This is a genomic window from Tsukamurella spumae (assembly GCF_012396015.1).
Lineage (GTDB): Bacteria > Actinomycetota > Actinomycetes > Mycobacteriales > Mycobacteriaceae > Tsukamurella > Tsukamurella spumae.
On sequence record NZ_JAAXOQ010000001.1, the window covers coordinates 52,208 to 69,829 of the forward strand.

The following is a 17,622-nucleotide window of genomic DNA, read 5'->3' on the forward strand; positions in this document are numbered from 1 at the left end:
CATGACCGACATCGTCACCGAGAACGAGAAGAAGGCGTCCTTCTTCAGCAAGCTCTACACCGGCACGGGTGCGTTCGACATCGTGGGACACCGGCGCAAGTACTACTTCGTGACCGGCCTGATCATCGTCGTCGCGATACTGGGCATCCTGATCCCCGGCTTCAAGTTCAGCATCGACTTCGAGGGCGGCACGCAGGTGTCGTTCCCCGTCGGCAACGCGCAGGTCGACACGGCCAAGGTCCGCGAGACGGTCCGCAGCGCGACGGGCGTCGAGCCGTCGGCCGTGCAGACCGCCGGCACGGGAGCCGCCGCGACCTACCAGGTCTCGCTGTCCGAGCTGGACAACGACCAGATCACCAAGGCCCGCGAGGCGCTGTTCGAGGCCTTCCGTCCCCCGGGGCGCGACGGTTCGCCGTCCCCGAACAGCATCAGCTTCTCGGGCGTCAGCTCCACCTGGGGCGACCAGATCACCCAGCGCGGACTGCTCGCTCTCGTGGTGTTCCTGGTGATCGTGACCATCTACATCGCGGTCCGATTCCGCGAGTGGGACATGGCGCTCGCCGCGCTCGCCTCGCTGTTCTTCGACGTGATCGTCACCGCGGGCTTCTACGCCTGGTCCGGCTTCGAGGTGAGCCCGGCCACCGTCATCGGCCTGCTCACGATCCTCGGCTTCTCCCTGTACGACACGGTGGTCGTGTTCGACAAGGTCGACGAGAACGTGCGCGGCGTGCTGCACACCAACCGGCGTACCTACGGCGAACAGGCGAACCTCGCCGTGAACCAGACCCTGATGCGCTCGATCAACACCACCGTGATCTCGGCCCTGCCGATCATCTCGCTGATGGTGGTCGCGGCCTGGCTGCTGGGCGTCGGCACGCTGATGGACCTGGGCCTCATCCAGCTGGTCGGCGTCGTGGTCGGCGCGTACTCGTCCGTGTTCTTCGCCGCCCCGCTCCTCGTCTCGCTCAAGGAGCGCCGGCCCGAGTACAAGGCGCACACCGCCAAGGTGCTGGCCCGGCGGGCGAAGATCGCCGCCGGCGAGGATCTCGCCGCCGAAGCTGCGGCGACGGTGCAGCTCGACCGGGCGCCCGCGCGGCCGCAGACCAAGCGGGCCCGGCGTCGTGACTGACACACCCGGCAGCACCGAGGCGGCGCGCGCCGTCGCCGAGCACACCCGCCACGTCGCGGACTTCCCCGAGCCCGGGGTCGTCTTCGCCGACCTCACGCCCGTGTTCGCCGACGGTGCCGCCCTCGCCGCCGTCATCGCCGGCCTGGCCGAGGCGGGCCGGGGTCCGGACGGCGCGGCTGCCGTCGACCTCGTGGCGGGCCTCGACGCGCGCGGCTTCCTCCTGGGATCGGGTGTCGCGTTGGCGCTGGGTGTGGGCACCCTCGCGGTGCGCAAGGCGGGCAAGCTGCCGCCGCCCGTGCTGCGCGAGGAGTACCAGCTCGAGTACGGCACCGCCGCGCTGGAGATCCCCGCCGGTGGGATCGCGTTGCAGGGCAAGCGGATCCTGATCGTCGACGACGTGCTCGCCACCGGCGGCACCGTGTCCGCGGCGGTCGCCCTGTTGCGTCGCGCGGGCGCGGTCGTCGACCGCGTATCCGTCGTCCTCGAGCTCGAGGCGCTCGGCGGACGCGCGCGGCTGGGCCAATTGCCCGGCGGACCCATCGCGGTTTCGACGATCTCGGTAGGCTGAATCCCTAGTCCACTCACGACGAGGTCGACGGGGAGGCACCATGTCGCTGCAGTCTCAGGGGCCCGACGCCGCGGAGGCGGGGCGGTCCGCCGGCCCGTCCGGCGCGGAGACGACGGGGTCCACCACGCGTCGCGTGCGTGCCCGCCTGGCCCGCAGGATGACGGGGACCCGCAACCACGTGCGGCCGGTGCTCGAGCCGCTGGTGGCGCTGCACCGCGAGGTGTACCCGAAGGCGGACGTCGCGCTCATCGAGCGCGCCTACGACGTGGCGGAGCAGCGGCACGCGGACCAGATGCGCAAGTCGGGCGACCCGTACATCACGCACCCGCTGGCGGTCGCGACGATCCTCGCCGAACTGGGTATGGACACCACGACCATCGTCGCCGCGCTGCTGCACGACACGGTCGAGGACACCGGCTACAGCCTCGAACAGCTCACCGCGGACTTCGGTTCGGAGGTCGCGCACCTGGTGGACGGGGTCACCAAGCTCGACAAGGTGGCCCTCGGTAACGCCGCCGAGGCGGAGACCATCCGCAAGATGATCATCGCCATGGCGCGCGACCCCCGCGTGCTGGTGATCAAGGTCGCGGACCGCCTGCACAACATGCGCACCATGCGCTTCCTCCCGCCGGAGAAGCAGGCCCGCAAGGCCCGCGAGACCCTCGAGGTGATCGCCCCGCTCGCGCACCGCCTCGGCATGGCCACGGTCAAGTGGGAGCTCGAGGACCTCGCGTTCGCCATCCTCCATCCCAAGAAGTACGACGAGATCGTGCGGCTCGTCGCGGACCGGGCACCGTCGAGGGACACGTATCTCGCGGCCGTGCGCGCGGAGATCAACGGCGCCCTGAGCGCGCAGCGGATCGTCGCCGATGTGCAGGGCCGGCCCAAGCACTACTGGTCGATCTATCAGAAGATGATCGTCAAGGGCCGCGACTTCGACGACATCCACGATCTGGTCGGCGTGCGGATCCTGTGCGACGAGGTGCGGGACTGCTACGCCGCAGTGGGCGTGGTGCATTCGCTGTGGCAGCCCATGGCGGGCCGGTTCAAGGACTACATCGCGCAGCCGCGGTACGGGGTCTACCAGTCGCTGCACACCACGGTGATCGGGCCCGAGGGCAAGCCCCTCGAGGTGCAGATCCGTACCCGGGAGATGCACCGGACCGCCGAGTTCGGCATCGCGGCGCACTGGCGTTACAAGGAGACCAAGGGACGCAGCGGGGGCGGTGCGAAGGGCTCGGACCTGGCCGAGGTCGACGACATGGCCTGGATGCGCCAGCTACTCGACTGGCAGCGGGAGGCGGCGGACCCGGGGGAGTTCCTGGAATCGCTGCGCTACGACCTGGCGGTCAAGGAGATCTTCGTCTTCACCCCGAAGGGCGATGTGGTCACCCTCCCGGCCGGGTCGACGCCGGTCGACTTCGCCTACGCGGTGCACACCGAGGTGGGACACCGGTGCATCGGTGCCCGGGTCAACGGCCGGCTGGTCGCGCTGGAGCGCAAGCTCGAGAACGGCGAGGTCGTCGAGGTGTTCACCAGCAAGGCCGAGAACGCGGGGCCGTCGCGCGACTGGCAGTCCTTCGTGGTCTCCCCGCGGGCGAAGGCCAAGATCCGGCAGTGGTTCGCCAAGGAGCGCCGCGAGGAGGCGCTCGAGAACGGGCGCGACGCGATCGCCAAGGAGGTGCGCCGCTCGGGCCTGCCGCTGCAGCGCCTGACCAACGCCGAGTCGATGGCGGGCATCGCCAAGGAGCTGCGGTACGCGGACGTCTCCGCGCTGTACACGGCCGTCGGCGAGCACCAGGTCTCCGCGCACACCGTGGTTCAGCGGATGCTGGAGCAGCTCGGTGGGATCGAGGAGGCGACCGAGGAACTGGCCGAGCGCAACACCCCGTCGACCTTCGCGGGCCCGACGGCGGCCTCCGATGTCGGCGTGCTCGTCACCGATCAGCCGGGCGTGCTCGCGAAGCTCGCCAAGTGCTGCACGCCGGTGCCGGGCGACGAGATCGTCGGCTTCGTCACCCGCGGGGGCGGGGTGAGCGTGCATCGCACCGACTGCACCAATGTCGCGGAGCTGCGCAAGGAGCCGGAACGCTTCCTCGACGTCAAGTGGGCGCCGTCCGCGTCGTCGGTGTTCCTGGTGGCGATCCAGGTGGAGGCGCTGGACCGGCACCGGCTGCTCTCGGACGTGACGAAGGTGCTCGCCGACGAGAAGGTGAACATCCTCTCCGCGTCGGTCACCACCTCGCGCGACCGGGTCGCGGTGTCGCGCTTCACTTTCGAGATGGGCGACCCGAAGCACCTCGGGCACGTGCTCAACGTGGTGCGGAACGTGGAGGGCGTCTACGACGTCTACCGGGTGACCTCCGCCCAGTGACCGCGGCTCGGGCGAGAGACGACCCCGCTCCCGAGCAGCTTCAGCGCATCGTGCCGCGGTAGGCGCGGATGGTGGACGAGGTACACACCTCGCCCATGCCACCCGCGCCCAGCCGGCGCAGGACGGTGTAGCCGCCGATCGTGGCCTGCGGGCCGGTGGACCCGGACGGCGGCTCCGTCATGTCAGGAGGCGAGCGCCATGCTGGTGATGGTCACCGGCTCCTTGGGCTTGCCGTCGGTCACCGGCGCGGCGGGGGTCGCGGCCGGCTCACCGTCGTTGGGTGCGATGCCCTTAGCGGCGATCTGCTTGAGCAGGGTGAGGCCGGCGTCGTCCATCTTCCCGATGACGGCGTAGTTGGGCGGCAGCGTCGAGTCCTTGTAGACGAGGAAGAACTGGCTGGCACCGGTGTTCGACACGCCGGCCGATCCGGACTGCGGATCCGCCTGCTGGTTGGCGTTCGCAACAGCGATCGTCCCCGCAGGGTAGATCGACGTGCCCGTGCCGCCCGTCATGGGGTTCGCGGGCGATGCGACCTTGAGGAACGAGGGGTTCTCATCGGGCGAGGTCCACCCCGGACCGCCGACGCCGGAGCCTGAGGGGTCGCCGCACTGCAGCACGAAGAGCCCACTGGCGGCCGTCGGGGAGCCGCCGGTCTCGCGCACGCACGGGGTGTTGTCGAAGTACTTGGCCGCGATGAGCGTGGCGAAGGTCTCGACGTTGCACGGCGCCTTCGATCGGTCCAGCTCGAATCCGATTGGACCGGAGTTGGTGGTCAACGTGCCGGTCAGGGTGCCGGAGTTAGGTACATCCGTGCCGCTCGGCTTGCTCACGGTCTTGTTGCGCGCGGTCAGCTTGTCGATATCGGGGAGTGCCTTCTCGGTCCGAGCGACCTGGCGCTCGAGCTTGTCGGTCTGCTCCGAGAACGCCTTGATCTGCGCCTCGCCGGCGGTCTTCTGATCGCCGGTCATGGTGGCGAGCTGCTTCTGCGCATCGGTCACCTGCGTTCGCCGTGCCGCGATCTGCTGCTTCTGCGCGGGCAGGTTCTTGTGCGTGTCCGCGACGGGATCACGATCTTGGAAGTCGCAGGTGACGTGCTCCGACTTGAACTTGTTCTCGGCCGCCACTCGCAGGGGCCCGCGCGGGCCCTGCGGCAGCCAGATGTAGCAACCGGCGGCGACGAGCGCGACGACGACCACGCCGGCGATCGCACCGGCCTTGATCTTGCGCTTGCGCGCGTCTGCTTCACGCCGCTCGTTCTGCTTGGCGAGCTTCTCGCGCGCTGCCTGACGGCGTTCCTCATTGCTCGGCACGGTGTGACGACCTCCTCATTACCGACATCCGGCTGGCACAACTGATCGCCAAGTCTGCCAGTTAAACCTGATGGATGCCGCCACCGGGTCTGGTGCCACAATGGAAGGATGCTGATCACCGGATTCCCGGCGGGGGTGTTCCAGACCAACTGCTACGTCGTCGCAGCGGGTCCGGGCGCCGACGCCGTCGTCATCGACCCCGGTCAGGACGCCGTGGGGCCGCTCAAGCAGCTCTTGGCGGAGCACCGCCTCAATCCCGTGGCGGTGCTGCTCACCCACGGTCACCTCGATCACACGTGGACGGCGCAGCCCTTCGCGGACGAGTACGGCATCCCCGTCTACATCCACGACGAGGACCGGCCGATGCTCGCCGACCCCGCCGTCGGCATCGGCGCCGCCCTCGGCGCGATGATCGGGGGCCAGGAGTTCGTCGAGCCGCAGAAGGTCGTCGAACTCGTCGACGGTGAGCCGGTGGAGCTCGCCGGGATCACCTTCGGCGTGGACCACGCGCCGGGCCACTCCGCGGGGTCGATCGTGTTCACCGTCGCCGCCCCGGCGGTCGACGGTGACGGCGCCCCCGTCGAGGGCGAGTCGGTCACCGTGGCGCTCGCGGGCGACGTGCTCTTCCAGGGCTCCATCGGGCGCACCGATCTGCCGGGCGGCAGCCACGAGCGGCTCCTGCGCTCGATCGCCGAGAAGCTGCTGCCCCTGCGGGACGACACCGTCGTCCTGCCCGGGCACGGCCCGGCCACCACCATCGGTCGGGAGCGGGCGTCGAACCCGTTCCTGCAGGGCCTCACCGGCACGCAGACGCCGGGTGAGCGGAAAGGACGATTCGGACTGTGAGCGCCGGTAGCTTCCAGGCTCCCAAGGGCATTCCCGACTACATCCCGGTCCCGTCGGGGGAGAAGAACAGCTCCGCCGATTTCCTCGCCGTGCGCACCGCGCTGCTGCGGGCGACCGCCGAGGCGGGGTACGGCTACATCGAGCTGCCGATCTTCGAGGACACCACGCTCTTCGCGCGCGGTGTGGGCGAGTCGACCGATGTGGTGGCGAAGGAGATGTACACCTTCGCCGACCGCGGCGACCGATCGGTCACGCTGCGCCCCGAGGGCACGGCGGGCGTCGTGCGCGCCGTCCTGCAGCACGGCCTCGATCGCGGCCAACTGCCCGTCAAGGCCGCCTACGCGGGGCCGTTCTTCCGCTACGAGCGTCCCCAGGAGGGCCGCTACCGGCAGCTGCAGCAGGTCGGCATCGAGGCCATCGGCGTGGACGATCCGGCACTGGACGCCGAGGTGATCGCGGTCGCCGACCGCGCCTACCGCAGCGTCGGACTCGACGGCTTCCGCCTGGAGATCTCCTCGCTGGGCGACGCGACCTGCCGCCCGCAGTACCGGGAGAAGCTGCAGGAGTTCCTCTTCGCGCTCGACCTGGACGAGGAGACGCGGCGCCGCGCCGAGATCAACCCGCTGCGCGTGCTCGACGACAAGCGTCCCGAGGTGCGGGCCATGACGGCCGACGCGCCGCTCATGATCGACAGCCTGACGCCGGAGCCGAAAGAGCACTTCGAGAAGGTGCTCGGCTACCTCGACGCGCTCGGAGTGCCGTACGTGGTGAACCCGCGGCTCGTGCGTGGTCTCGACTACTACACCAAGACCTGCTTCGAGTTCGTCCACGACGGCCTGGGCGCGCAGTCCGGCATCGGCGGCGGCGGCCGGTACGACGGCCTCGTCGAGCAGCTGGGCGGCCGCGAGGGCGTGACGGGAGTGGGCTTCGGGCTCGGCGTGGACCGCACGCTCCTGGCGCTCGCCGCGGAGGGCAAGCGCGCACCGTCGGCGCCCCGGGTCACGGCCTTCGGCGTCCCACTCGGCGACGCGGCGCGCGATGCGATGGTGCCGCTGCTGGGCCGCCTGCGGGCCGCCGGAGTGCGGTCCGACATGGCCTACGGCAACCGCGCCATGAAGGGCGCCATGAAGGCCGCGGACCGATCGGGCGCCCGATTCGCCCTGATCCTGGGCGATTCGGAGCTCGAGCAGGGCGTCGTGATGCTCAAGGATCTGGCGAAGGGCGAACAACGGGCCGTGCCGATCGATACCGTCGTGGACGTGATCGTCACCCAGAGCGCCGAGCGCGTCGAGAGCCCCGAGAGTTCCGGGTAGCACGCCCATGTCCTCGAGTCCTGCCGAGCCCGGCGCCCGCGACCCGCGGGAGCTGAGCGCGGAGGACGCCGTCGATGTGGACCTCATCCCGCCGCGGGTGGTGCTGCCCAAGGTCCGCCGCGCGCTGGCCTTCGGGCTCGCGGTGACGGTGCTGATCGGGCTGGTCACGGCCGTGCTGGCGGGTCCGCTCTGGGGAACGGCCGTACTGATCGCCGGAGCGGCGCCCGGCGTCGGAGGCTACCTCGGGGTCGCCCGACGGCGGGTCAGCCTGGACCATCGCGTGCTCACCCGCCGCACCCTGCGGACCGTTCGGGTGAACCTGATGGACGCCGAGGAGGTCGATCTCGTCGCCGAGGTCGCGAAGCTGGCCCAGGTGTCCTTGCGCCTGCGGCAGGGGCGGACGACGGTGCGCCTCCCGATCGCGCTGTACGACGCGCCGGGGCGCGGGCGCGTGCGGGGCCGGGAGCTGCCGATGCTGGGCACGCGCCGGCTGGCCGAGGCGCTGGAACGCAATCGCCGGCCGGAGGTCGGCGATATCGCGCGGGTGCTCGCGGAGCAGGCGCGCGCCCAGTCCACGTCGACGCCGATGCGGGACCGGCCGCTGTTCCGCGCCGCGGGGATCGCGCGGGAGCTCGGCGGCGGCGAGGAGCTGGTGTTCTCCGCCGACGAGGTCGAGGAGATCGCCCGACCGTTCTGGTAGCGACGCGCTGTTCGAATGCTTGACTCGACTCGAACGACGTGTTCGACTGTTCGTGTGCGATGGAATGGTCAGTTGTTGGGCGAGGGCTCCGCCGAAGCGGGGTCGGGGGTGCGCGCGCTGCCGGGCCTGGAGGGCTACGGGCGCACGGTCACGACGCCGGAGTTCGAGGGGATCACCTTCCACGAGGTGCTGTGCAAGAGCGCGCTCAACAAGCTTCCCGAGTCCTCGGCGATGCCCTTCACCTGGACGATCAATCCGTATCGCGGCTGCACTCATGCGTGCACGTACTGCTTCGCCCGCTCGAGCCACGAGTACCTCGAGTTCGATGCGGGTGGTGATTTCGACAGCCAGATCGTCGTCAAGACCAATCTGGTCTCGGTGCTCAAGAAGGAGCTCCGCCGGTCCTCGTGGCACGGCGATCCGGTGGCGCTCGGGACGAACACGGATCCGTATCAGCGGGCCGAGGGGCGGTACCGGCTCATGCCGGGCGTGATCGGCGCGCTCGCGGGCGCAGGGTCGCCGATCTCGATCCTCACGAAGGGCACGTTGCTGCGGCGCGACCTGCCGCTACTGGTCACCGCGGCGACCACCGTGCCCGTGCAGCTGTCGGTCTCGCTCGCGCTCCTCGATCCGGCGTTGCAGCGCTCGCTCGAGCCGGGTGCGCCGAAGCCCGAGGCGCGGCTCGAGCTCATCCGGGCGATCGCGGAGGCGGGCTTCGACTGCCACGTGATGGTCGCGCCGGTCGTTCCGTACCTGACGGACGACGCCGCCTCGCTGCGCGCCCTCATCGCCGCACTCGCGGACGCGGGGGCGGCGAGCGCCTCGGTCATGGCGCTGAACCTGACCGGGCGGTACCGGGATTGGTTCCTGGGCTGGCTGTCCGAGAATCACCCCATGCTGGTGCGGCGCTACCGCCAGCTCTACGGATCCACCGGACGGGTGTCCGCCGACTATCGCGCCCATCTGCGCGCCCGCGTCACCCCGATGCTCGAGGAGCACGGGCTCGTCCGGGCGGAGGATCCGTACGTCAGTCCACCGCCGCGCGCGCCCCGGATCCGCGGGTCCGCGGCTCCGGACCTGCAGGAATCGCTGTTCTGACGAGGCCTCACGTCCGACCGCTACGGCGGCGCCTCGGGCGCCTCATCCGGCCGTTAATGGAAATGGTTACTATTAGCGGCATGGAACCCGAATCCCCGCTCCCCGTCACCGTCCTGTCCGGCTTCCTCGGCGCCGGCAAGACCACCCTGCTCAACCACCTGCTCGCCAACCGCGACGGGCTGCGCATCGCGGTGATCGTCAACGACATGAGCGAGGTGAACGTCGACGCGTCCCTCGTCGGCCTCGGCGGTTTCGACCGGACGCAGGAGAAGCTCGTCGAGCTCAGCAACGGCTGCATCTGCTGCACGCTGCGGGAGGACCTCGTCGACGCCGTGGGCGCCATCGCGCGCCAGCGCACGCCCGACGGCGGGCCGCGCTTCGACCATCTGGTCATCGAGTCCACCGGCATCTCCGAGCCCATGCCCGTCGCGGCGACCTTCGACTGGACCTTCGACGACGGGACCCGGCTCGGCGACATCGCCGCGCTGGACACCATGGTCACCGTCGTCGACGCGAGCACCTTCCTCGGCGAGATCGCGCGGGGACAGAGCCTCGCGCGCCGCGGGCTCGGCGCCGCCCCCGGTGACGAGAGGTCCATCGCCGACCTGCTCGTCGACCAGGTCGAATTCGCCGACGTGGTGCTCCTGAGCAAGCTCGACCTGGTGTCCGCGGCCGCGGGTGGGGCCGTCGAGGCGGCCGTGCGCAGGCTCAATCCGCGCGCCCGCGTCAGTCCGCTTCCGCGGGGCGAGATCGCGCTGTCCGAGGTGATCGGGACCGGCCTGTTCGACCACGACGCCGCGGCCTCGGTCGCGGGCTGGGACGACGAGGTGATCGGCGGACACGTCCCCGAGACGGAGGAGTACGGGATCTCGTCGACGACCTACCGCGCCGATCGCCCGTTCCACCCGCAGCGGCTCCTCGAGTCGCTGGCCGAGGTCCGGGCGGTGCTGCGCAGCAAGGGGTTCTGCTGGATCGCGAGCCGTCCCGACCTCGTCGGCGTCTGGTCGCAGGCGGGCCCGAACCTCACGATCGAGCCCGCGGCCTACTGGTCGCAGGTCGACGGTGCGCCGCAGCAGGAGCTGGTCTTCATCGGCGTGCGGCTCGACGCCGCCACGATGCACGGGCTGCTCGACCGCGCCCTACTCACCGATGACGAGGTCGCGGAGGGCCCGGCGGCGTGGGTGGACTACCCGGACCGGCTACCGGCGTGGAACGTGCCGGCGCACCGTCATTGACCGTCGAGGGCGGACCTCGCGGCGTCCGCGGCCGCCTCGGCGACGCCGGGGATCAGGGAGAGGCGCGTGCGACGCTCGAGCAGGTCGGCGGTCGTGACCGCGCCTTCGGCCAGCGCGCCGAAGACGAGCTCCGCGCCCGTGACCGCCGTGCCGTCCGCGACCGGACGGGCCAGCGCCGGGTCGGCGCCGCCGAGCGCGACGACGGCCGGCGCCTCGGTGCCGTAGGCGCGGACGAGCCGCTCGGGCGCGGCGATCCGGCGTAGGCCGTGCCGCGGGGCCGCGCCGACGAGCGGCAGGGTCCGCGTGGTGCACGGACCGGCGGAGAGCCCCGACGTGGCGAGCGCGGCGTCGACGGTGTCCTGCGCCATCCGCCGGTAGGTGGTGAGCTTGCCGCCGACGACCGTCACGAGGCCGTCGTCGCGGGTGAGCACCGCGTGCTTGCGGGAGACGTCCGCGGTCCGACCCGCGCCCGAATCGAGGAGCGGGCGCAGGCCGGCGAAGGTGCCCACCACGTCCTCGTGGGTCAACGGGGTGCCGAGGGCGAGACTCACCGTCGCGAGCAGGAAGTCGATCTCGTCGTCCGACGGTGTCGGGACCTCCGGCAGCGGACCGTCGACCTCCTCGTCCGTGAGGCCCACGTACACGCGCCCATCGGGCTGCGGCAGGGCGAAGACGTACCGGCCGAACGAGCCGGGGACGGGCACCGTCAGGCCCGCGGTGAGCCCGCCGAAGCTCGCCTGCCGGAACACCAGGTGGGTGCCGCGGCTGGGCCGCAGGGTGACAGCGGCGTCGACGGTGCCGGCCCAGACACCGGTCGCGTTGACGACGGTCTTGGCGCGCAGCGTGATCGCGTCTCCGGACAGCTCATCGGTGAGCACGGCACCGGTGCCCGTGACCTGCGAGGCGGCGCAGTGCGTGAGAATCGTCGCGCCGTGTGCCGCGGCGGTGCGAGCGATACCGACGGTCAGTCGCGCGTCGTCGGTGAGCTGGCCGTCCCAGTTCAGCAGGCCGCCGCGCAGCCCCGTCCGTTTCACGGTGGGCGCCATCGCGATCACCTCGGTGGGGGAGATGCGCCGGGACCGGGCGAGCTCGGAGCCGGGGGTGCGGGCGGCGATCCGCAGTGCGTCGCCGGCGAGGAAGCCGACGCGGGTGAGCGCGGCGTCCCTGCGGGAGACGCCGTCGAGGAGGGGCACCACCTGGGGCAGCGGGCGGGTCAGGTGCGGCGCGATCACGCGGATCAGCGCGTCGCGCTCGACGGCGCTCTCGTACGCGATGCCGACCGCGCCGGACGCGAGGTAGCGCAGGCCGCCGTGCACGAGCTTGCTGGACCAGCGGCTGGTGCCGAACGCGAGGTCGTGCTTGTCGACGAGGGCGACGCGCAGGCCGCGGCTCGCGGCGTCGAGGGCGACCCCGGTCCCGGTGACGCCGCCGCCGATCACCAGCAGGTCGACCGATGGATCGGCCGCGAGCGCGGCGAGGTCGGCGGACCGTCGGGCGGCCGACAGGCGGGAGGAGGGCGCGATGTGGGCGAGCGCGTCGGCGGTCACGGGCGCAGGTACCGCTCGACGAGGTCGAACAACTGGGCGTCGAGCAGGTCGGCGGACTCGGTGAAGACCGGTCCGGTGAGCGCCGAGGACCACGCCAGCTGCAGGACGACCGCGGCGTGCTCCTCCGGAGCGCCGTCCCGGACGCTGCCGTCGGCCTGGCCCGCAGCGATCCTGTCGGTGAGCGCTTCGAGTTGGGCCCGGGACGTGCGTCCGGTGCGATGCAGCAGGTACGGCATGAGGAACTCGGGATCGAGCTCCACGATCCGGCGCAGTAGCGGATGCGACCGGGCCGCGGAGGTCACGTGGGCGACGGTGCGGGCGATCGCCTCGCGACCCGTGGCACCGTCGAACAGCCCGACGGTGGTCAGTGCCGCGACGAACTCGCGCGTCGTGACCGCGGCGGCGAGGGCCTGCACGTTGGGGTAGCGGCGGTAGAGCGTGGCGCGGGAGACCTTCGCGGTGCGGGCGACATCGGCCATGGTGGTGCGGCGGATCCCGATGGTCGACATCAGGTCGCGCGCCGCGTCGAGGATCGTCTCGTCGTCGACGGCGTTGGCGGGGCCCCGTGCGGCTGCACCCCGACGATTGAGATCCTGCGACATCATGTGTACAAATGTATCATGACATCGTCCGAGGTGGATCTGCCCGTCGTCGCCTTCGAGCCCGGTCGCTGGGGCGACCCCGGCGCCCCGATGCACCTGTCCGAGTCGGTGCTCGGCGCGCTCACGATGCTCGGTATCGACGGCGGCCCCGGGCCCGGCGCCGAGCTGTTCCTCATGCCGTCGAGGGTGTCCGGCCGAGCGCTGTCGGCCCTGCAGAAGACGGGTGCCGCCGTCGCTGCCGACGACGCCACGCGGCTGGCCCACCTTCGCGGCTACTCCACGCCGGACCTGCTCAAGTACCGCGCCGGCGACACCTCCGACGCGCCGGACGTCGTGGTCACCCCGTCGACCGCGGAGCAGGTCGGCGAGGTGCTCGCGGTGTGCGCGGCGAAGGATCTCACGCTGAGCCCGTTCGCCGGCGGTACCTCGGTGACCGGCGGCCTCGCGCCCGAGCGCGCCCGCCCCGTCGTCGCGCTGGACCTGCGCGCCCTGACGGGCCTGATCGCGCTCGACGCCGTCTCGCAGGTCGCGACGCTGGCCGCCGGGACGCGCCTGCCCGAGGCCGAGCGGCTGCTGGCCGAGCAGGGCTACGAGCTGGGGCACTTCCCGCAGTCCTACGAGGGCGCGACCGTCGGCGGCTGCGCCGTGACCCGCTCCGCCGGGCAGTCCTCCATCGGATACGGCCGGTTCGACGAGATGGTCGTGGGCCTCACCGTCGCCACCCCGCAGGGCGTCGCCGAGATCGGGACCGCCCCCAAATCGGCCGCCGGCCCCGACCTGCGGCAGCTCTTCCTCGGCTCGGAGGGCGCATTCGGCGTGGTCACGGCCGTGCGCGTGCGCGTGCACCCGGTTCCGACGGTGCGCCGCTTCTACGGCTGGCACTTCGCGGACTTCGCATCCGGGGCGTACGCCATGCGAGTGCTCGCCCAGGGATCGGTCCGCCCGACGGTGCTGCGCCTGTCCGACGAGGTGGAGACCGCGCTCAACCTGGCCGATCCCAGCGCCGCGGGCGAGGCCGCCGCCGGCGGCGTCATGATGATCGTCGGCTTCGAGGGCGACGAGAGAGATGTCGACTGCCGCGACGGCTACGTCTCGGCTCGGCTCGCCGAGCTGGGCGGCCGGTTCCTCGGCGAGGGCCCGGGGGAGGCCTGGCGCGTCGGCCGGTTCCGGGGACCGTATCTGCGGGATCCGCTCCTCGACGCCGGGGCGCTGGTCGAGACGCTCGAGACGGTCACCTTCTGGTCCAACGTCGAGCGGCTCAAGGCCGATGTCACCGCCGCGATCACCGGGGCCCTCGGCGACCAGGGCACACCCGCCGTGGTCATGTGCCACATCTCGCACGTCTACCCGACCGGCGCGTCGCTGTACTTCACGGTGATCGCGAAGGCGCTCGAGGATCCGCTCGCGCAATGGTTGCGGGCCAAGGAGGCCGCGAACACCGCGATCCGCGCGGCGGGCGCGTCGATCACGCACCACCACGCCGTCGGCACCGACCACCGGTCCACCTATCTCGAGGAGATCGGCGAGGTCCAGCTGGCCGCGCTCCGGGCGGTCAAGGCCGCACTCGACCCGCGGGGCGTCCTCAATCCCGGGATCCTGCTCCCGTGAGCGGCACGTCGTCGCCCGATGTGGTCGCCGTCCTCAACCCGATCTCCGGCGGCGGGGTCGCCCGGGCCCGCTGGGCGGCGGTCGCGAAGGAACTGGCCCGCCGCGAGGTCACCGCACGCGTCGAGGAGTCCGAGTCCGGCGCCCAGGCCCGCCGGCTCGCCGAGGAGGCCGCCGCGTCGGGCGCGCTGACCGTCGCCGTGGGCGGCGATGGCCAGATCCGCGAGGTCGCGGCCGGCGTGCTCCGCGTCCCCGGCGCTCCGATGGGCATCGTCACCGCGGGCCGCGGCAACGACATGGCCCGTCACCTGCGCCTCCCCGATGATCCGGCGGCCGTCGCGGAGGTGCTGTGCGACGGCCTTCGGCGCGATCTCGACGTGCTCACGATCGGCGACGAGATCGCCGTCGGCAATGTCTACATGGGCCTCGACTCGGTGGCCACCGAGCTGATCAACCGCCTGCGCTGGATGGGGCCGCTCGCGTACCGGCTCGCTCCCGCGGTCGCGGCGCTGCGCTGGAAGCCCGCGGACTTCCGGATCGAGGTCGACGGTGCCGTTTTCTCCGGTCCGGTGCACATGGTGGTCGTCGCGAACTCGGGCTGGTACGGCAGCGGGTTGCACATGGTTCCGTCCGCCGCGGCGGACAACGGGCGTATCGACGTGCTCGCCGTCGACGGTGCCCGCAACAAGCTCAGGCTCATCAGTGCGATGGGGGAGGCGAAGACCGGCGCCCATGTCGCGCGGGCCGAGGTGCTGACCTTCAGCGGTCAGGAGATCACCGTCTCCGCCGATCGGCCCGTCCCCGTCCACGCCGACGGCGACTACCTGCAGGAACTGCCCGTCACAGTCGGGATCCGCAAGGCCGTGCTCCCGGTCCTCGTGCCCCGCTGACCGTTCGCCCGAACCGACGCGAGGGGTGCGGTCGTCTCGCCGGGTGATGCGCGCCGCGCATCACCTCGGTGTCGCGGGCGGCGTGCAATGGGGGACAACATCATTCGAAGCATTCTGCGACTCGGATCGCGGTTTTCGTCGCAGAACGCTTCGAATGATGTGCATCGCAGGGGCAGGGCCCAACGGGAATACACTGTTCTGCATGGGGGAGTTCCATCAGTTCTACGTCTCGCTCGGTCCACAGGACGACGGTGCTCCCGACCGCGTGCGCGCGGCGCTCGCTGAGGTGTTCCGCTGGGGTGATCCGGCGAATGCGGCCTCGGCCGACGAGTACGCCGATGCGGCCGTCCGCGCCGCACTGGCCGGCGAGGACGACCGACTCGGCATGGAGTTCGCGATGCTCGGCGGTGAGAACTCATGCGCATACTCCATGCAGGACATGCGCCCGCCGGAGTGCCCGGAGTGCACCGCCGAAGACCCCTTGGAGTACATCCCGGAGTGGTACCACACAGGTGTGGAGCCGCCACTGACGTGTTGGAATTGTGGTTTCACGGCGCCCGCGGGCGACTGGAACGGCGACACCTTCCCCGTCATCTCGTCCTGCGGCATTCACCTCATCGACTACGGCTGGATCGAAGGCGCCGAGCCCGAACTGCATCAGCGGTTGTTGGCTCTCATCGGGCCCCGGCCGAGGTACCGCTGCGGCAAGCTCTGAACGATCCGCCCGCCGGTATGACGTGGCGCGATTCAGACGATCGCGGCGCGGAGGGTGTCCAGGCCCATGCCGCCGAGGGCGAGGGCGTCGCGGTGGAAGTCCTTGAGCGTCGACCCGGGGTGCGCGGCGAGGTACGCGTCGCGGGTCTGCTCCCACACGCGCTGGCCCACCGAGTACGACGGTGCCTGCCCCGGCCACCCGAGGTAGCGGTGGTACTCGAAGCGGAGTTGCTCGTCGGCCATGGCGACGTGCGAGCGCAGGAAGGCCCACCCCTTGTCGTAGGTCCACTCACCCCCGCCGACCTCCGCTGGAGCCTCGAAGCCGCAGTGCACGCCGATGTCCAGGACCACCCGGGCCGCCCGCAGCCGCTGCGAGTCGAGCATGCCCATGAGGTCGCCGTCGTCGTCCAGGAAGCCGAGGTCGCGCATGAGTCGCTCCGCGTACAGCGCCCACCCCTCGCCGTGCCCGGAGGTGAACGAGTACAGCTTGCGCCACCGGTTGAGCGGCGCGATCACGGCCTGCCCGATCTGCAGATGATGGCCCGGCACGCCCTCGTGGTAGACGGTGGTCTTCTCCTGCCAGGTGTGGAACTCGTTGACCCCCTTGGGGACCGACCACCACATGGCGCCCGGCCGGGTCAGGTCCGCGGACGGGCCCGTGTAGTAGATGCCGCCGCTGCTGCTCGGCGCGATCCGGCAGTCGAGGTGGTGCAGCTGCGCCGGGATGTCGAAGTGGGTGCCCGCGAGCGCCGCCACGGACGCGTCCGAGGTGCGCTGCATCCACTCCCGCAGCGCGTCGGTGCCGTGCAGCGCGTACCGGGGCTCCGTGTCGAGCCGCGCGAGGGTCTCCGCGACCGACGCGCCGGGGTACAGCCGGCCGGCGACCTCCCGCTGCTCCGCGACGATGGCCGCCAGCAGCTCCTGCCCCCACGCATAGGTCTCCTCGAGGTCGACCTCGGTGCCGAGGAACAGACGCGAGTACAGGGGGTACGCCGCTCGCCCCACGCCGAGCCCGCCGGGCCGATCCACCGGGATCGCCGACGGCGCGATCTCGTTCTCGAGGACCTCAGCGAACCGCGCGAACGCCGCCCGGATCGCGTCGGTCAGCCCCGGCTGAGCAGAACCGTCGGCCGCCGAGCCGCCTCCGCCGATCCGCGCCGCATTCGCCGCGACCTGGTCGCCGGCCTCCCGGGCCTGCGCGAGCACCTCGCGGACCTGCAGCTCGGGGAACGGCCAGGACCCGTCGGCGAGGCGTGCGCGTAGACCGGAGATCGCCGATTGGATCGCCGCCGGCACCGCCGCGAGCCGGGCCGCGAGCCGCGGGTCACCGTCGGGCATCAGGTCGAAGACGTCCCGGATCGCCTGCAGGGGCGAGGCGATCACGTTGAGATCGCCCATGTCGTGGCCCGCGTCGGCCATCTCGACCGCCACGCCGAGCCGCTCGCGGAGCGCGGCCGCGGTCACCCGGTCCGCGTCGTTCTCGGGAGCGAGCCCGGCGAGCTCCGCGAGGGTCTCGCGGGCCACGGCGGCCCGGGCGGCGACGCCGGCGGGGGAGAAGTCGGTGAGGCGGTCGTCGAAGTCGGTGATCCCGACCGCGGTGGCCTCGATCGGGTCGGCCTCCGCGAGTCGGCGGGCCAGACGGTCCGCCAGTGCGTCGATCGGGGTGCCCGCAGGGGTGTTCTCAGCCATGC

At 71.5% G+C, this 17,622-nt stretch carries 16 protein-coding genes; 11 read left to right on the forward strand and 5 right to left on the reverse strand.

Annotated features, from left to right (window positions below; all coding sequences use genetic code 11):
- Position 1: 1 nt before the first annotated feature.
- The 3 genes from secF to HF999_RS00295 are packed head-to-tail and all read left to right on the forward strand — an operon-like array spanning position 2 to position 4,071.
- The gene (secF, locus tag HF999_RS00285; RefSeq protein WP_168543947.1) at positions 2-1,129 is read left to right on the forward strand and encodes a protein translocase subunit SecF; all 1,128 of its coding nucleotides are present in this window, start codon (positions 2-4) and stop codon (positions 1,127-1,129) included.
- Complete coding sequence (locus tag HF999_RS00290; protein ID WP_168543948.1) at positions 1,122-1,697, forward strand: adenine phosphoribosyltransferase; 576 nt, start codon at positions 1,122-1,124, stop codon at positions 1,695-1,697. Before secF ends, HF999_RS00290 begins: the two co-directional genes overlap by 8 nt.
- A 40-nt stretch (positions 1,698-1,737) precedes the next feature.
- Complete coding sequence (locus HF999_RS00295) at positions 1,738-4,071, forward strand: RelA/SpoT family protein (protein WP_168543949.1); 2,334 nt, start codon at positions 1,738-1,740, stop codon at positions 4,069-4,071.
- Positions 4,072-4,111: 40 nt separating this feature from the next.
- On the opposite strand, the gene HF999_RS00300 is transcribed toward HF999_RS00295, so the two are convergent.
- Positions 4,112-4,252, reverse strand: a complete 141-nt coding sequence (locus HF999_RS00300) for a hypothetical protein (protein WP_168543899.1) — start codon at positions 4,250-4,252, stop codon at positions 4,112-4,114.
- Position 4,253: 1 nt separating this feature from the next.
- Positions 4,254-5,381 carry a peptidylprolyl isomerase gene (locus HF999_RS00305; RefSeq protein ID WP_168543950.1) on the reverse strand — a complete coding sequence of 376 codons (1,128 nt, stop codon included), beginning with the start codon at positions 5,379-5,381 and terminating at the stop codon, positions 4,254-4,256.
- Between the two features lie 108 nt (positions 5,382-5,489).
- On the opposite strand from HF999_RS00305, the gene HF999_RS00310 reads away from it, so the two are divergent.
- The 5 genes from HF999_RS00310 (at position 5,490) to HF999_RS00330 (ending at position 10,573) form a co-directional block, all read left to right on the forward strand.
- On the forward strand, positions 5,490-6,227 hold the full coding sequence (locus HF999_RS00310; protein WP_168543951.1) for an MBL fold metallo-hydrolase: 738 nt from the start codon (positions 5,490-5,492) through the stop codon (positions 6,225-6,227).
- Positions 6,224-7,540, forward strand: a complete 1,317-nt coding sequence (gene hisS, locus HF999_RS00315) for a histidine--tRNA ligase (RefSeq protein ID WP_168543952.1) — start codon at positions 6,224-6,226, stop codon at positions 7,538-7,540. The genes HF999_RS00310 and hisS overlap by 4 nt, the downstream gene beginning before the upstream one ends.
- 7 nt (positions 7,541-7,547) lie before the next feature.
- Positions 7,548-8,240, forward strand: coding sequence for a hypothetical protein (locus HF999_RS00320; RefSeq protein WP_168543953.1), 693 nt, complete (start codon positions 7,548-7,550; stop codon positions 8,238-8,240).
- Between the two features lie 54 nt (positions 8,241-8,294).
- Entirely contained in the window at positions 8,295-9,338 is a 1,044-nt protein-coding gene (locus HF999_RS00325) for an Rv2578c family radical SAM protein (RefSeq protein ID WP_168543954.1), read from the forward strand.
- 80 nt (positions 9,339-9,418) lie between these two features.
- Positions 9,419-10,573 carry a GTP-binding protein gene (locus tag HF999_RS00330; protein ID WP_168543955.1) on the forward strand — a complete coding sequence of 385 codons (1,155 nt, stop codon included), beginning with the start codon at positions 9,419-9,421 and terminating at the stop codon, positions 10,571-10,573.
- Here the strand turns inward: HF999_RS00330 and HF999_RS00335 are convergent.
- Together HF999_RS00335 and HF999_RS00340 are read right to left on the reverse strand one after the other, a co-directional pair.
- On the reverse strand, positions 10,567-12,120 hold the full coding sequence (locus HF999_RS00335; RefSeq protein ID WP_312853956.1) for a glycerol-3-phosphate dehydrogenase/oxidase: 1,554 nt from the start codon (positions 12,118-12,120) through the stop codon (positions 10,567-10,569). The two genes, HF999_RS00330 and HF999_RS00335, sit on opposite strands and share 7 nt — an antisense overlap.
- Positions 12,117-12,725 (reverse strand): TetR/AcrR family transcriptional regulator, encoded by a 609-nt coding sequence (locus HF999_RS00340; protein WP_168543956.1) that lies wholly within the window; start codon positions 12,723-12,725, stop codon positions 12,117-12,119. Before HF999_RS00340 ends, HF999_RS00335 begins: the two co-directional genes overlap by 4 nt.
- A gap of 15 nt (positions 12,726-12,740) precedes the next feature.
- On the opposite strand from HF999_RS00340, the gene HF999_RS00345 reads away from it, so the two are divergent.
- From HF999_RS00345 to HF999_RS00355, 3 genes are all read left to right on the forward strand, one after another.
- Entirely contained in the window at positions 12,741-14,330 is a 1,590-nt protein-coding gene (locus tag HF999_RS00345) for an FAD-binding oxidoreductase (protein WP_168543957.1), read from the forward strand.
- Entirely contained in the window at positions 14,327-15,217 is an 891-nt protein-coding gene (locus HF999_RS22900; protein ID WP_168543958.1) for a diacylglycerol/lipid kinase family protein, read from the forward strand. Before HF999_RS00345 ends, HF999_RS22900 begins: the two co-directional genes overlap by 4 nt.
- Positions 15,218-15,419: 202 nt before the next feature.
- Positions 15,420-15,932, forward strand: coding sequence for a hypothetical protein (locus HF999_RS00355; protein ID WP_168543959.1), 513 nt, complete (start codon positions 15,420-15,422; stop codon positions 15,930-15,932).
- Between the two features lie 32 nt (positions 15,933-15,964).
- Here HF999_RS00355 and HF999_RS00360 read toward each other — a convergent pair whose 3' ends face one another.
- Positions 15,965-17,620, reverse strand: a complete 1,656-nt coding sequence (locus tag HF999_RS00360) for a DUF885 domain-containing protein (RefSeq protein WP_168543960.1) — start codon at positions 17,618-17,620, stop codon at positions 15,965-15,967.
- Between the last annotated feature and the right edge of the window lie 2 nt (positions 17,621-17,622).

What these genes read in the sequence shown, in the direction of transcription:
- secF (WP_168543947.1), top strand. Translation starts at nt 2, where the DNA reads ATGACCGACATCGTCACCGAGAACGAGAAGAAGGCGTCCTTCTTCAGC.
- HF999_RS00295 (WP_168543949.1), top strand. Translation starts at nt 1,738, where the DNA reads ATGTCGCTGCAGTCTCAGGGGCCCGACGCCGCGGAGGCGGGGCGGTCC.
- HF999_RS00300 (WP_168543899.1), bottom strand. Translation starts at nt 4,252, where the DNA reads ATGACGGAGCCGCCGTCCGGGTCCACCGGCCCGCAGGCCACGATCGGC.
- HF999_RS00310 (WP_168543951.1), top strand. Translation starts at nt 5,490, where the DNA reads ATGCTGATCACCGGATTCCCGGCGGGGGTGTTCCAGACCAACTGCTAC.
- HF999_RS00320 (WP_168543953.1), top strand. Translation starts at nt 7,548, where the DNA reads ATGTCCTCGAGTCCTGCCGAGCCCGGCGCCCGCGACCCGCGGGAGCTG.
- HF999_RS00330 (WP_168543955.1), top strand. Translation starts at nt 9,419, where the DNA reads ATGGAACCCGAATCCCCGCTCCCCGTCACCGTCCTGTCCGGCTTCCTC.
- HF999_RS00340 (WP_168543956.1), bottom strand. Translation starts at nt 12,725, where the DNA reads ATGATGTCGCAGGATCTCAATCGTCGGGGTGCAGCCGCACGGGGCCCC.
- HF999_RS00345 (WP_168543957.1), top strand. Translation starts at nt 12,741, where the DNA reads ATGACATCGTCCGAGGTGGATCTGCCCGTCGTCGCCTTCGAGCCCGGT.
- HF999_RS00355 (WP_168543959.1), top strand. Translation starts at nt 15,420, where the DNA reads ATGGGGGAGTTCCATCAGTTCTACGTCTCGCTCGGTCCACAGGACGAC.
- HF999_RS00360 (WP_168543960.1), bottom strand. Translation starts at nt 17,620, where the DNA reads ATGGCTGAGAACACCCCTGCGGGCACCCCGATCGACGCACTGGCGGAC.